Source organism: Daejeonella sp. H1SJ63, from assembly GCF_029360775.1.
GTDB lineage: Bacteria > Bacteroidota > Bacteroidia > Sphingobacteriales > Sphingobacteriaceae > Daejeonella.
This window is the reverse complement of record NZ_JARKMZ010000028.1, coordinates 650,521-665,243: the sequence shown is the minus strand read 5'-3', so window position 1 is coordinate 665,243 and position 14,723 is coordinate 650,521. Positions and strand designations below refer to the sequence as shown.

General features: G+C 37.7%; 16 protein-coding genes. 9 read left to right on the top strand and 7 right to left on the bottom strand.

All coding sequences use genetic code 11. From position 1 onward, the window contains the following. Positions 1 to 101: 101 nt before the first annotated feature. Genes P2W72_RS10610 through P2W72_RS10590 form a run of 5 tightly spaced genes read left to right on the top strand, consistent with a single transcriptional unit; the run spans position 102 to position 4,939 of the window. Positions 102 to 1,052: a hypothetical protein gene (locus P2W72_RS10610; protein WP_276361978.1), complete on the top strand. Its 951-nt coding sequence runs from the start codon at positions 102 to 104 to the stop codon at positions 1,050 to 1,052. Positions 1,053 to 1,066: 14 nt separating this feature from the next. Further along, the gene (locus P2W72_RS10605; protein ID WP_276361974.1) at positions 1,067 to 2,554 is read left to right on the top strand and encodes a hypothetical protein; all 1,488 of its coding nucleotides are present in this window, start codon (positions 1,067 to 1,069) and stop codon (positions 2,552 to 2,554) included. Between the two features lie 39 nt (positions 2,555 to 2,593). Further along, positions 2,594 to 3,406, top strand: a complete 813-nt coding sequence (locus P2W72_RS10600) for a DUF4905 domain-containing protein (RefSeq protein WP_276361971.1) — start codon at positions 2,594 to 2,596, stop codon at positions 3,404 to 3,406. A gap of 26 nt (positions 3,407 to 3,432) precedes the next feature. Next, on the top strand, positions 3,433 to 4,305 hold the full coding sequence (locus P2W72_RS10595) for a LysM peptidoglycan-binding domain-containing protein (protein ID WP_276361968.1): 873 nt from the start codon (positions 3,433 to 3,435) through the stop codon (positions 4,303 to 4,305). Further along, positions 4,298 to 4,939 carry a uridine kinase gene (locus tag P2W72_RS10590; RefSeq protein ID WP_276361965.1) on the top strand — a complete coding sequence of 214 codons (642 nt, stop codon included), beginning with the start codon at positions 4,298 to 4,300 and terminating at the stop codon, positions 4,937 to 4,939. Before P2W72_RS10595 ends, P2W72_RS10590 begins: the two co-directional genes overlap by 8 nt. 2 nt (positions 4,940 to 4,941) lie before the next feature. Here P2W72_RS10590 and P2W72_RS10585 read toward each other — a convergent pair whose 3' ends face one another. Genes P2W72_RS10585 through P2W72_RS10560 form a run of 6 tightly spaced genes read right to left on the bottom strand, consistent with a single transcriptional unit; the run spans position 4,942 to position 10,697 of the window. Further along, a complete protein-coding gene (locus P2W72_RS10585; RefSeq protein WP_276361961.1) occupies positions 4,942 to 5,598 on the bottom strand; it encodes a CoA transferase subunit B in 657 nt (218 codons plus the stop codon). Between the two features lie 52 nt (positions 5,599 to 5,650). Continuing rightward, positions 5,651 to 6,001 (bottom strand): four helix bundle protein, encoded by a 351-nt coding sequence (locus P2W72_RS10580; RefSeq protein ID WP_276361958.1) that lies wholly within the window; start codon positions 5,999 to 6,001, stop codon positions 5,651 to 5,653. Positions 6,002 to 6,037: 36 nt separating this feature from the next. Next, the gene (locus P2W72_RS10575) at positions 6,038 to 6,736 is read right to left on the bottom strand and encodes a CoA transferase subunit A (RefSeq protein ID WP_276361956.1); all 699 of its coding nucleotides are present in this window, start codon (positions 6,734 to 6,736) and stop codon (positions 6,038 to 6,040) included. A 48-nt stretch (positions 6,737 to 6,784) separates the two neighbouring features. Continuing rightward, on the bottom strand, positions 6,785 to 7,888 hold the full coding sequence (locus P2W72_RS10570; protein ID WP_276361953.1) for a PQQ-dependent sugar dehydrogenase: 1,104 nt from the start codon (positions 7,886 to 7,888) through the stop codon (positions 6,785 to 6,787). 26 nt (positions 7,889 to 7,914) lie between these two features. Next, a complete protein-coding gene (locus tag P2W72_RS10565) occupies positions 7,915 to 10,278 on the bottom strand; it encodes an endonuclease MutS2 (RefSeq protein WP_276361950.1) in 2,364 nt (787 codons plus the stop codon). Then, positions 10,278 to 10,697, bottom strand: coding sequence for a DUF4296 domain-containing protein (locus P2W72_RS10560; protein WP_276361947.1), 420 nt, complete (start codon positions 10,695 to 10,697; stop codon positions 10,278 to 10,280). The genes P2W72_RS10565 and P2W72_RS10560 overlap by 1 nt, the downstream gene beginning before the upstream one ends. A 58-nt stretch (positions 10,698 to 10,755) precedes the next feature. Here P2W72_RS10560 and P2W72_RS10555 point away from each other — a divergent pair, with 58 nt between their 5' ends. Genes P2W72_RS10555 through P2W72_RS10540 form a run of 4 tightly spaced genes read left to right on the top strand, consistent with a single transcriptional unit; the run spans position 10,756 to position 14,406 of the window. Next, positions 10,756 to 11,436, top strand: coding sequence for a YggS family pyridoxal phosphate-dependent enzyme (locus P2W72_RS10555; RefSeq protein WP_276361946.1), 681 nt, complete (start codon positions 10,756 to 10,758; stop codon positions 11,434 to 11,436). A gap of 24 nt (positions 11,437 to 11,460) precedes the next feature. Next, positions 11,461 to 11,928 carry a GNAT family N-acetyltransferase gene (locus tag P2W72_RS10550; RefSeq protein ID WP_276361945.1) on the top strand — a complete coding sequence of 156 codons (468 nt, stop codon included), beginning with the start codon at positions 11,461 to 11,463 and terminating at the stop codon, positions 11,926 to 11,928. A 17-nt stretch (positions 11,929 to 11,945) separates the two neighbouring features. Then, positions 11,946 to 13,202, top strand: coding sequence for an aspartate kinase (locus P2W72_RS10545; RefSeq protein WP_276361944.1), 1,257 nt, complete (start codon positions 11,946 to 11,948; stop codon positions 13,200 to 13,202). Between the two features lie 4 nt (positions 13,203 to 13,206). After that, a complete protein-coding gene (locus P2W72_RS10540) occupies positions 13,207 to 14,406 on the top strand; it encodes a hypothetical protein (protein ID WP_276361943.1) in 1,200 nt (399 codons plus the stop codon). Between the two features lie 61 nt (positions 14,407 to 14,467). Here P2W72_RS10540 and P2W72_RS10535 read toward each other — a convergent pair whose 3' ends face one another. Next, on the bottom strand, positions 14,468 to 14,665 hold the full coding sequence (locus tag P2W72_RS10535; protein WP_276361942.1) for a cold-shock protein: 198 nt from the start codon (positions 14,663 to 14,665) through the stop codon (positions 14,468 to 14,470). Positions 14,666 to 14,723: the final 58 nt, after the last annotated feature.

Sequence of the window (14,723 nt, the reverse complement as noted above, 5' to 3'; positions counted from 1 at the left end):
AAGTTATAAAACTAGACGATGTATTATAATATTTTGAGATGCAACCATTCCTGATATAATCTCGTCTGTATATTAAGCGTTATCATTAAAATAATACGGCCATGATTAAGAGAATCATTTATTTTTCGGCACTGTACACTATAGTATTTATAGGAATAAGTCTTTCTTCATGTATGAGTACCAAAACAGCTCAGATTACTGGAGATGACGATGATGTTTATTATTCAGTTGCCCGGGCAAAAGAAGAGGTCACCCCTGTTTATGCAAGGGAAACTGATGTGAAAGATCAGGATTATGTTACTGAAGATGAATTATATGGCGACAGATACAATAATTCGGGGTATATGACTGATTATACTTCCCGTTTTTATCGTTTCAGAAACTATTCGCCTTATTCAAGCTATTACAACAACCTTTATGGTTATAACTATTATGATCCTTTTTTCAATAATTCTTATTATCCATACAGCTATTATGGCAGTCCTGCCATAAGCATGGGCCTTACATTCGGATCTGGATATTATTATAACCCGTGGAGATCTTATGGATATAATTATGGATCCTCATTCTGGGGGCCATATTCCTACTATAATTCATGGAATCCTTATGGAATGGGTAGCGGATACTATAATCGTGGTTATTATTCAGGAATATACAGTAGCCCCGCATTTACAAGTCCAAATTACAGAGCAAGACCCGACAGAACTATTGATAATCTTTCAATCGACAGGGGTTCTGTAATTGGTAATCCTGGTGGAGTGATTATAAAAGATAACAATGGCAATATCATTCAGTCCAGAGGGCGTGCTGATCGTTATGGAGATGAAATTCGTAATAACCCAACAGGAAACAAAACATCAACCTCCAGGCCACAACCTGTTGCAAGACCGGAAAGAGTAAATCAGGCGCCACCGCAAAGGGTTGTACAACCTGAACGGATTTACAGTGCACCAAGGCAGGATACCGGTTCAGGTTCCCGTGGTTCATCGGCTCCATCTAATAATGGAGGAAGTAACAGCGGTGGTGGAGGCAGACCTTCAAGAGGCAATTAGAAAGACAGATCCTTATGAGATTCAGAGTATTATTATCTATGGTGGCCATAGTGGCTGCTACAGGAGAGTTACATGCCCAGTATTCGGGTGATGCATTACGGTTTTCACAATCGCAATCAGGTGCAAATGCAAGATTTAAAGCTATTGGAGCTCAGACGGGCATTGGAGGAGATTTAAGCTCAATTGGTGCAAATCCCGCAGGTTTAGGCTTGTTTACCCGTTCAGAATTTAGTTTTACACCAGAATTCAACAGTTATAATTCAGAGGCAGAGTATCTTGGTCAGCTAACGTCAGGGAAGAAAGACCAAATGAGCCTGGGACATGCCGCAGTGGTATGGCACTCAAAAGTTTCAAAGCCTAAAGGAGCCAAATTGGATGAAGGCTGGATCAGCTTTAATTTTGGTCTTGGCTATAACAGAACAAAAGCATATACAGACAATATTCTGTTTACCGGAACTAATCCTACTAATTCTATTGCAGATTATTACTCTCAACTTGCCACAGTGAACTATGGAGCTCCAAGCACTTTACCTGCCGGAACTCTCGAAAGAATGGCTTATGATAACTATCTGATAGCTTATGATAGTGCTAATGGCGATTATTTTCCTGAAACGGATGTAAATAACGTTCAAACTAAAAATGATATCAGATCAGGATCGCAGTCTGAGTTCAATTTTGCATTTGGCGCAAACTATAGCAATCAATTCTATATCGGGGCTTCTATCGGGATCTCTAATATTAATTACACCTCTGCTGCAAACTATAAAGAAAGAGGTTTTAATGTGACTGAAAATAATGATTATGACCTTTCATATCGTCAGTCTCAAATTACAAAAGGTTCGGGAGTTAACGCAAAATTGGGTGTTATTTACAGACCAATTCCGGCAATACGCATTGGTGCCGCCATTGAAAGTCCGACCTGGTATACCATTGATGACACCTATTCAGAAGTATTGGATACGAAATACGGAAAGAACCGGGTGGATTCCCAATTTCTGAATCAGGAAGAATATTATGATTTCAGTTATAAATTACGTACCCCACTAAAGTTCAGTGGAGGTATGGGTATATTTTTCAACAAACAGGGATTTATCTCTGCAGATATTGATTATCTGGATTATTCAGGCATTAGCTTTTCTTCGGCAGACAATAACCCTGGTGATGTTATCCTTGATAATAACAGAGCTGTATTAAACAATTATAAGAGTGCCATTAATTATCGGATTGGGACTGAGTATAAAATTGAAAAATTTATGCTGAGAGCCGGATATGGAATTCAGGGCAGTCCTTACAAGAATCTTGACAAAGAAAGGTTTAAAACAACCGTTTACAGCGGAGGTTTAGGTTACAGATTCAATAGTTATTATGTTGATATGGCCTATCAGAACATGGTTTATAATTCAGATATTAAACCTTATACTTTAAATCCGGGTGTTACTCCTGCAGCTTTAATCAAAAACAACAGAAATAATATCTTTTTAACTGTCGGCAAGAGATTCTAGATTCTTTCTGACATTAATTTCATGATTTAATCAGGAATAATGAATATTTTATTCCTGATTAAATCAATTGCTTTATTTTTGTTGATCAAGATTATGACTGAATCAGTCCCCTCACATCTCTTTTCTCAAAAAATCAATGGCTTCATCTGGAAAGTCCTGATTAATTCAGATCTTACTTATATCGCAATAGAATCCCGTAATTCTGAAACTAAACTGGTTACCTTTTCTGCCCTGAGTCTTGAATCAGGTGATTTTTTATTCAGGGAAATAAAAATGGAGGAAGATTGGAATCTGAGTCTGGCATTTGCAGCCACCAGTAATTTAATCATCACTGCATTTGATCAATCCTTAATTCCGGAAAGCAAAGGAATTATTTCGCTTCATATAAATGATGGCTCTGTAAACTGGCAGCGATACAATTTATCACTAAATTATGCAGATGATCAGGGTCTTATGGTGTTTGATTCAAAGATTCAACCAAGAAAATATTACAGAATCGATCCCGGAACAGGGGAAATCTTAACAGAAGCCAACGAGATCAGGGATACTGAGAACCGATTAATTTTTCCTGAAATTTTAAGTTCATATAAACTTCCTGATTGGATCGATGAACAAATGATCAATGGCAATATATCTGCACTTAAGTACCATGACCTGGAAATGGTCAGTTTTCATCAAAAAGCATCAGGAAGCTTAGAACAAAGATTGCTTGTCTATCAGGGAGATAAGGTTTTTATTGATGATATATTGATATCCGGTATACAAAAACTGCAACCTGAATCGTTCTTTATCTGTAATAAGCACTTGTTCTACATCAGAAATAAGAGCGAAATCATTTCATATTTAGTATAATTGCACAATTTTTTAAACACGGATTAATGCTGAAACAATTTTTATACACAATTTGTTTTTCTCTGTTAACATTAACAACCAGTGCTGCGATAGATTCAATCAGTGTTGAGAACCTTAACGGGAATAAAAATATCGTTCATAAGGTTGAGCCAAAAGAGACTTATTATTCAATTGCCAGAAAATATTATGTAAGCCCCCAATCGGTTATACAGTTTAATAATAACAAAGCATTACAAATTGGGACCATCATCAGAGTACCCACCGATCGCCCCTTTAATGAGCCGCAAAATGTAAAACCGGCCTTAAACCAAACTGCAAAAGTCGCAGTTGTTGACTATAAAGTTGGGCCGAGAGAATACCTTCTTGCTATTGCCAGAAAATTCAATACTACTGTCGAGGATATTAAAACCCTGAATAACCTTAAAAGCAACAATCTGGCTGTCGGACAGATCATTAAGGTACCTTATGGAACATCTGCACCCGAACAACAAATGGCTCCCCCTCCGGCTGCACCAATTGATACACCTATTGCTGAGAAAAGAGTATCAACTTTACAAATTGACAGTAGTAAAAATGCCAGTGAGCGTTTAAAACTTCCTCCTGCAAGGTACGGTTTAAGAGAGGTTAATGAACGGGGTGTGGCTGTTTACATTGCAGATGATAATATTGACGCAACTAAAATGCTGGCTCTTCATCAAACTGCACCTATAGGCACGGTTGTGAAAATAACCAATCCAATGACCGGTAAAAGTACTTTCGCCAAGGTTGTTGGTAAATTCACACCAAATGAATCAAATAAGGATGCAATAATTGTAGTTACAAAAGCAGCTGCAGATTTAATCGGAGCATTAGATAAAAGATTTCAGGTAAATTTAGTCTACGGTGTTCCAAATGAATAAAAGGCCTTTTGTGATTGGCGTTGCCGGTGGCAGTGGATCAGGAAAAACCTTCTTTTTAAAATGTTTCTTAAATCACTTCAAACCTGAAGAGGTTTGTCTGGTTTCACAGGATGACTATTACTTCAGGGTTGGTCATACCATGACAGCTGAAGAAAACAAACTTTACAATTTTGATCTTCCCAGTACAATTGACATCGACTTGTTTATCCACGATATTAAAAAACTGATCGATGGAGAAACTATATATCACAAAGAATATACATTCAATAATAACAATACTGAACCCAGACTTCTCCAAATAAAGCCGGCACAAATTATAATGGTTGAGGGTTTATTTATTCTTCATTTTAAGGAAATTGCTAATCTGCTTGATCTGAAGATATTTATTGATACTGAAGAGGAAATTGCATTACAGAGAAGATTAAAAAGAGACCTTCTTGAAAGAGGTTATCCTGAACAAGATGTTCTTTACAAATGGCACAATCATGTTGTTCCGGCCTATAAAGACTTTCTGCTGCCTTATAAAGATGAATGCGATATAATCATTACAAATAACAGTCATGTTGCCGAAGATATCATTGAGGTGACAAAACAAATTTCTAAAAAACTCAAAGAAACAGCTCTGAAAGCCTAATTTCAGATAGTCATTTCAGGTATTTCACCCTCTATGATCAGTTTTCCGGAGGTGGCATTCTTTATTTCCTCAACACTTACTCCCGGTGCACGTTCCAGCAACCTGAATCCACCGTTTTCGGCAATCTCTAATACAGCCAGCTCTGTAACGATTTTCTTCACACACCTCACTCCTGTTAGTGGTAGTGAGCATTGAGTGAGTAATTTACTTTCACCCGCTTTATTCACATGCTGCATGGCAACAATAATATTCTTAGCTGATGCCACCAGATCCATTGCCCCACCCATCCCTTTCACCATTTTACCGGGAATCTTCCAGTTCGCTATATCCCCATTTTCGGATACTTCCATAGCTCCAAGAATAGTCAGGTCTACCTTTTGTGAGCGAATCATTCCAAAACTCATTGCAGAATCAAAAATTGCAGATCCCGGAAGAGTCGTAATTGTCTGTTTACCTGCATTGATTAAATCAGGATCCTCTTCACCATCAAAAGGAAAGGGGCCCATTCCCAGCAGGCCGTTTTCAGACTGCAGTACTACATTTATACCCTCCGGAATATAGTTAGCCACCAGAGTCGGAATCCCTATACCCAGATTAACATAGTAACCATCTTTAATCTCTTTTGCTATGCGTTTTGCAATTCCGGTTTTATCAAGCATGTTGTTTGATTTGAAAATTTGATAATTTGGTGATTTGAAAATGGGATGAGCATTATACAGATTGTGAGGATGATATGATTTTTGATGATAGATTGATGATAGATTGAATTTGTTCAAGTGGTAATTCTATTATTGGCAGATCATCAGATTGGTGTATTAGCTGAAGATAATATTCAACTTCATCTGCTTCCTTGGCAGCAATCTTCATTTTATGAATAAAGTCAGCTTTACTCTCAGCATTTTGAGCCTCTCTAACATTTGCTCCTATTGAAATACCCGATCTCAACAATTGATCTGCTAATGAGTAATCATGTGACCTTTGTAATTCCCTTGTGCATTTTAAAATTTGAAGTGCAAAATCAAATGTCAGTTTGACAATTAAATTTTCTTTATCATCTCTCATTACATCATCAAATTTTCAAATCCTCCAATCTTCAAATTATTTTGTCCTTACCGTTCTCTGCTCAATCCTTTTTTCATAATCAGAGCCCTCAAATATCCTGTGGACATAAATACCCGGAGTATGAATCTGATCCGGATCAAGTTCTCCGGGTTCTACAAGATGCTCTACTTCAGCAATTGTAATCTTTCCGGCCATTGCCATCACAGGATTGAAATTTCTTGCAGTTGAACGGTATATCAGATTACCGGCAGTATCACCTTTCCATGCTTTTACAATCGCAAAATCAGCTTTAAAAGCCATCTCCATCAGATAGTCTTTACCGTTAAAATTCCTGACTTCTTTACCTTCAGCCACTTCTGTACCTACCCCTGCAGGTGTAAATATTGCAGGCATACCGTAACCAGCTGCCATACAACGCGTTGCAAGCGTACCCTGAGGTATAAGTTCAACTTCAAGTTCATTACTCAATAATTGCCTTTCAAATTCAGCATTTTCTCCAACGTATGAAGAAATCATCTTCTTTACCTGCCTTTGTTTCAACATCAAACCGATTCCGAAATCATCAACTCCGGCATTGTTTGAAATACAGGTAAGTCTATCTACACCTTTCCTGACCAGGGCGGCTATACAATTTTCCGGAATACCGCATAAACCAAAACCTCCTAACATCAGGGTCATTCCGCTTTCAATATCCTTAATGGCCTCATCGGCACCAGAAACAACTTTATTGATCATGTGTGATTTTTCAAATTGAGATTGCCAATTAAGTAAAATTACTTCAAATTAATTCTGCCTGATAACAAGTATTTTATCATTAGATCCGTTACTTGTGGCTACATAGACTTTCCCATCAGGTGCAACACATACGTCCCTCAGGCGACCATAACTTCCTCTGAATATTTCTTTAACTTCATCGATCTTATCTGCTGAAGTATTTAACTTTAAGTGGTACAATGTCTGATCCTTTAAAGTTGTCAGCAATATGGAATTTTTCCACTGCGGGATGGCATTATGATTATAATAATCAATTCCTGAAACAGCAATGGTAGGTGTCCAGCTTTTTATAGGTTCAACAACATTATTGTTGGCACAGAATGTTTGTTCAGCACTTTCATTACAGAATCCATTGACATTTGGCCATCCAAAATTTCTGTTTTTTTGAATGATATTAATTTCGTCGTCCACATTAGGACCATGCTCAGAACTAAAAAGAATTGAATTAATAAAAACCAGACCCTGAGGATTCCTGTGACCAAATGACCATACCGGACTATTGCTGATGGGATTATCTGAAGGAATTGTGCCGTCCAGGTTCAATCTTAAGATCTTACCGCTTAATAAATTAATATTTTGTGCTGACAATTGATTAGCAGCATCTCCGGTACTGATAAATAGCTTTAAGTCTGGGCTGATCAGAAGACGACACCCATTATGGATACTTGATGCAGGAATATTGTCGAGAATAACTATTGGATTTGCCAATGAGGCACCATTATAGGTATATCTAACAATTTTTTCTGTATAAGAGCCTGCCTTATCGTAATTATAAGCAACAAATACATAGGGATCTGTACTAAAAGATGGATGCAGAACCATACCAAGCAGGCCACCCTCTCCTAAGGATTTTACATCAGGGATCGTATATAACAAAGTGGGTACTCCACTAACCGGATTAATCCTGCTTATTTTCCCTCCGCGTTCAGTCATCCAGATCATATTGTCAGATCCCCAAATCAGCTCCCATGGAAAACTTAAGTTTTGCGTTAAAATCTGAATATCAATATTAACTGCCGGCACAGCTGCTTCAGGTGTCTTTCTGGCTGACTTCTTACAGCCAAAAACAATAAATATCAAAGTCAGGAAAATTATCAGATGTTTCTTTTTCATAACCAGGAGTTATTTTGAAACAAGGTTTATTTCAGATAAACATAAGTTATCCCATCACCTCCCCTGTCGGCATGTTCATCCTCCATCTTACTTACCTGGGGATATTTACGTAAATACTCCCTGATTAGTTTACGAAGAATTCCATCCCCTCTTCCATGAATAATTTTGAGGGTGGTCAAGCCAAGCATTACTGCTCTGTCAAGATATCTCTCAATTTCATACAAAGCTTCATCTCCTCTTTTCCCACGCAGGTCAAGCTCGGTACTGAAGCTTGAAAAGCTTTCGGTCAGGTCTGTTGTATGTGATTTACGGATCTCTTTTGGTACCGATTTATTGGAAACCTTTTCAAGACGATTCAACTTAGCAACAGAACGTAAATCGCCCATTGCCAGTATAACATTATCTCTGGCAATTTCCATTACCTGAGCTACCGTTTCCGAGTCTATAAATTTAACCCAGTCGCCTACCTTCAATTCAGCACTATCGCTGAGTTTGGGAGCTTTCTTTTCCTGAATTTCATGCTTTTTCAGTTCCTGCTGCAAATTAGACCTGAGATTTTGCGTTTTAACCTTATCTGCCTTGCTTTCCCTGATCCCTGAGATCGTATTCTCAATTAATTTATTGGCATTTTTAATAATATTCTGAGCTTCAAGCTTGGCATCTTTCAGAATAGACTTTTTATTTTCTTCAAGATATGCCTTCAATTTCTCATTTTCAGCAAGTAAGGATTTTACCCGCTGCTCCTTTTTATCGACAGAAATACGTGCATCAATCAGTTCTTTTTTATCACGTTCAAGATCAACCAGCAGTGTGTCTACTTTCTTCTGGTAATTACCTACCTTCTTTTTGGCAGACTCCAGTACTTCCCTGCTTAACCCTATTTTTTGTGCTATTTCAAAAGCATAAGAGCTACCAGGCTTACCTAATGAAAGAATATACAAAGGCTGCATTTTTTCATTATTGAACAGCATAGATGCATTTTCAAGACCCGGTGTAGAATTTGCAAATGTTTTCAGATTTGAATAATGCGTGGTAATTACACCTCTCACCATTTTTCTGTTTAAAGTTTCAAGTACGGCTTCAGCAATAGGCCCGCCAAACTGCGGATCTGTACCTGTACCAAACTCATCAATAAGAATCAGGGTTTTGGCATTAGAAAATTCAATAAAGTGCTTCATCTTAGATAAATGGGCACTATATGTACTCAAATCACTCTCAATAGACTGGTCATCTCCGATATCTGCAAAAAGCTGTTTAAATATCCCTACACTGGAATGCTCATCAGCAGGTATGAGTAAACCTGACTGGACCATAATCTGCAGAAGTCCGACGGTCTTCATACAAACCGATTTTCCCCCGGCATTGGGCCCGGAAACCACAATTATCCGCTGCTCATCATCAATTTTAATATTCAGAGGCACTACAGTTTGCTGTTCCTTTTTGAAATTTAAAAATAAGATCGGATGCCGTGCATTAATCAGTTCAATCTCTGATTCCCTGATTAAAACGGGCATTTCAGCTTCAATACTGATCGCAAACAGTGCCTTAGCCCTAACAAAATCAAGCTTGGTCAATAAACTGTGATAGGAAAGCAATAAAGGCACATATGGTCTTAATTCGGTTGTCAGGGCAACAAGCAGTTTGATGATCTCTCGCCTCTTCTCAAATTCAAGGTCGCGAATAGTGTTGTTCAAATGAAAAACTTCGTCAGGCTCAAGATATACAGTTTGCCCTGAAGCTGATTCATCATGGACAAAACCCTTAATCTTTCTTTTGTTCTCAGCCAGAACAGGGATACAGAGTCGTCCGTCGCGTATTGTCAAACTCCCATCGGCAGTCCAGCCATTACCTTGCGCACTTTTAAAAATCTGATCGATCTTTTTCCTGGCCTCCTGCTCAGCTTTTGCAATACCGGAAGTAATGTTCATCAGCTCATGAGAGGCATTATGCTTTATCTTTCCCTTTGGATCAATAATATTTTCGATCTTCCGTATAATGGACTTTTCAATAGGAAGATGCTCAAATAAGGCCTCCAGATTCGGATATAACCCTTCCCTTTCTGTAAAATATTGAATAACAGAGAAAACAGTGCTTAATGATAAGGAAACTTTGAAAAATTCATCTTCAGTCAGATAAGTTCCCTCTACACGGGCCTTTTCAACCATTCCCTTTATATCAAAAAAGTTCTGAATAGCTAAAGGTGAATCGTTCTGAAGAATACTTTTGAATTCCTTGGTCTGACGCAGAAACTTATTGATATGATCATAATTGCTCATTACCTGAATCTTATCAACCATCTGCTGTCCCATACTACTCAGACAGTAAGATTTTATCAGTTCCTTAATTTCAAGAAAACCCAGCTTTTCAGCTGCATTGTCAGGGTATATCATTATTCCTTTAAAGGCTTATTGGGTTTGCTGATCAATTCCTTATTTAATTTGTGCTCTTTAGCCGCCAATATCAGTTCAACCTTTGAATACATACTATCCAGAAGCACCGGATTCATACTATAATATTTCAGACTTTTCTCATATTCAGCCGGAGTAACTTTATGCTTATCATAAATAGTCGCATAAAAATTCTTACCCTTTATCCTGACAGAGTCGTTATACATCAGCGACGACATATATCCGTCCATGATGTGAAGATCTGTCATAATACTGACCATTTTTTGTTCTTCAAGAATATTGGCAGGTTTGTTATTTTCAGAACAAGCCGTAATCACCAGTAAAAAGACCATCGTAAGTTTAATTGCCCTGGTTTTAATGAAAGAAAAGATCCCATGCTGATTATGATTATTCTGTTGCATATTACTGGAGTATCCCGTAGGTTTAAACTTTCAAATTTTGATTCAAAAATACAGATAAATGAGCATTGCAGCTAATATATCAGCGATAAAGAAAGAGATTGGTAATGGCGGTGTTAAGCTGATCGCAGTTTCCAAAACCAAACCTCTTGAAAGTATTCAGGAAGCATATGATGCCGGACAAAGGGTATTTGGCGAAAACATGGTGCAGGAGCTTGTTGAAAAGCAGGAAAAGCTACCCGAAGATATTGAGTGGCATCTTATCGGTCACCTGCAGACCAATAAAGTAAAATACATTGCCGGCTTTATCAGTATGATTCATTCAGTTGATAGTTTGAAACTTCTTCAGGAGATCAATAAACAGGCTTTAAAGCATAATCGTGTAATTGATTGCCTTTTACAACTTGAGATCGCTGATGAAGATACTAAATTCGGCATGGACCTTTCTGAGGCTATTGAATTACTGCGATCGGAAGAATTTGCAGAACTGAAAAACATTCGTATTTGTGGGGTCATGGGAATTGCTACCCTGACCGATAATCCAAAAGTTACAGCCGAAGAGTTTTATGAACTGAAAATGTTTTTCCAGGGATTAAAAGATACCTTCTTCAGAAAAGATCCTGCCTTTAAGGAGATCTCAATGGGCATGTCGGGTGATTATAAACTGGCTATTGATAAAGGAAGCACAATGATCAGACTGGGTAGCACCATATTTGGTACCAGGACTGCTAAATCAAAATAACAATCCCCATATTTTTACAATAGAATGGACATAACAATAAGAACGGCAATAAAATCAGATTGTCTAAGGTTACTGGAGTTAATACAGGAACTTGCCGTTTATGAAAAAGCTCCGGACGAAGTGACCGTGACTCTAAAAGAATTTGAAGATGCCGGGTTCGGCGATAAACCTGTATGGAAAGCATTCGTAGCAGAAGCAGAAGGCAAAGTACAGGGGTTTGGATTATACTATATCCGCTACTCAACATGGAAGGGATGCCGGATGTACCTTGAAGATCTTCTGGTTACTGAGGAAATGCGCGGAAAGGGAATCGGAAAGCTAATTTTTGACAGATTAATAGAGGAATCACTCGAAAAGGGCTTCAGAGGCATGACCTGGCAGGTACTTGACTGGAATGAACCCGCAATAAATTTTTATAAAAAATACGGTTCAGATTTTGATGCCGGTTGGATCAATGTTTCCCTTTCTGAAGATCAGTTAAAGGCATTATAATAAAGAACAGCGCATAGATGAAGGTATTTAAATTTGGTGGTTTTTCTGTATCCAGTGCAGCAAACATTAAGCAGCTTGTTAAGATTATTAAGCAGGGCAAGGATGATCAGATCCTGATCGTGGTATCAGCTATGGGCAAAACAACCGACGCCCTTGAAGCACTCAGTAATGCTTACAACAATGCACATGATGATACATTTCAGCTGCTAAGCGGAATAAAAAATTACCATGAAGGTGTAATGAAGGAGCTTTTCGGCACTGAACACCATCCTGTTTTTGATGAAATTGCCAATACTTTCATTGAAATTGAATGGATGCTGGATGATGAACCACATCCGGACCATGATTTCAGCTATGATCAGATTGTTTCTGTTGGTGAATTGCTTTCGAGCAAAATTATTTCAGCCTATCTTAAAGAATGTGGCCTGGATAATAAATGGATCGATGCAAGAAGCTACATTCATACTGATAACACTTACAAGGAAGGTGCAATCGACTGGGCTAAAACAAAAACATCGATTTCAAGGTTAAAAGATATACCCGGACAAAATATCATTATTTCTCAGGGCTTTATTGGTGGAACATCAGAAAACTTTACCACCACACTTGGAAGGGAAGGCTCTGATTATTCAGCAGCTGTATTTGCTTCATGTCTTGGCGCTGAATCACTAACCGTCTGGAAAGATGTTCCGGGCATTATGAATGCAGATCCTGCATTATTCGGAAATGCACAAAAATATGAGAGATTACCATATTCAGAGGCACTCGAGCTGGCATATTATGGTGCCAATATCATCCACCCCAAAACAGTCAAACCATTACAGAATTCGGATATTCCATTATATGTAAAGCCCTTTCTCAGTCCGGATGAATCAGGAACAAGAATAGATGGAACTACAGAATTAAATACTGATATCCCGGCAATTATTGTTAAAAAAAATCAAACTTTACTTACCGTATCGACGAAGGACTTCTCTTACATGGATGAAACTTTGTTAAGTATTTTATTAAAAGGACTTGCAGATGCTCATATTAAGCAAAATATGATACAATTGTCTGCTTTAAGTGTTTCACTCAGCCTGGATAAGGATGAGATTAAATTGAAAAAATTGACTGATCAGTTAAGTGAGATGTTCGAATTTTCTGATATTCAGGGCTTGTCTTTATTGACGATTCTGCATTTCAACCCCCGGGATATTGACTCTTACATTTCAGGAAAATCAGTATTGATGGAACAGTTCAGTAAGAATAAAGCACAATTCATACTACAGTAAGACTTTGAATAAATCTATTCTAAATACTGAAATACAGAACTTTATCAATGATAATTTAGATACTGATATACCTAAACTGAGTCTCAGGAAAAGTCCTTTTGCATCAGTTAGTTCAACAGAGCTGGCAGTACAAATTGATAGTAAAAAGCGCTGTGAAAACAAACTGCCTACCTGGTTTAAAACCAAAGGAATTTACTATCCACCGAAGCTGGCCATTGAACAATGCTCATCAGAACTGGCTGCTGCTTACAAAGCTGATTTAATTAATGGCGAAGATATCATTGATCTGACCGGAGGGTTTGGAGTTGATTCTTATTATTTTGCACTAAAGGCCGGGAATGTGAGCCATTGCGAAATAAACCCCGAATTATCGGAAATATCAAAACATAATTCTAAAAAACTTGGTGTAAAGATTAATTATCTCAATACAGATGGTATAGCTTATCTAAGAACAAATAAACACCAATTCGATACGATTTATATTGATCCCTCGCGCAGAATCGCAAATAAAAAAGTATTTCTACTTAAAGATTGTGAACCTGATGTTATCAGTAATCTGCAATTATTATCAGAGCGTTGCCGTCTATTGATGATCAAAACCGCTCCCCTGCTGGATATTCAATCTGGCATACATGAATTAAAGGCTGTTAGTAGTGTACACGTGATCAGCATTAGAAATGAGTGTAAGGAATTACTCTTTTTAATTAATAATGGTGAAACCTCAGCTGACCCGATAATTACCTGCTCTTTTCCGGCGACTTATGAAGGTAGTACCTATTCATTCAGAATCAGTGATGAAAAAAATTATGAGATCAGACAATATTCCAGGCCTCTGGAATATGTCTATGAACCAGATGTAGCCCTGCTTAAAGCCGGATGTTTCAAGCTGATTACACGTGATTTTGCTTTGTTTAAAATCCATCAGCATACCCATTTATATACCTCTGCCGAATTAAACAGATCATTTCCGGGCAGGATATTTAAACTGAAAAATGTCTGGGAGTATGGCAGGTTCATCAAAGAAAATTCAATCCGAAAAGCCAATATTATTACCCGGAATTTCCCCTCTAATCCCGAAGAACTGAAGAAAAAATTAAAAATCAATGATGGAGGCGATGAATATATTCTTTTTTGTACCGGTCCGGATAATAACAGAATTGTAATTCAGTGCACGCGCATATTAAATCAGAACAACATAATTTAATTTAAAACAAAAGATCCGGGCTATTGACCCGGATCTTTTAATAATTTATGAAATTTATAATTTATATCTTTTTCACCCGAACAGCCTGAAGCCCTTTTCTTCCCTCTTCAACTTCAAATTCAACCTCATCATTTTCACGGATCGCATTTGCTCCTCCATCTATGTCTTTAAAATGAACAAAAATCTCTTTACCATCTTCCTGAATGATAAATCCGTAACCTTTTTGGGTATTAAACCATTTTACTTTTCCAGTTTTCATAAAAATATTCTTAAAAATTTGCCCTCATTGATCTGTCTGGTTTAAGAGCATTTCAACG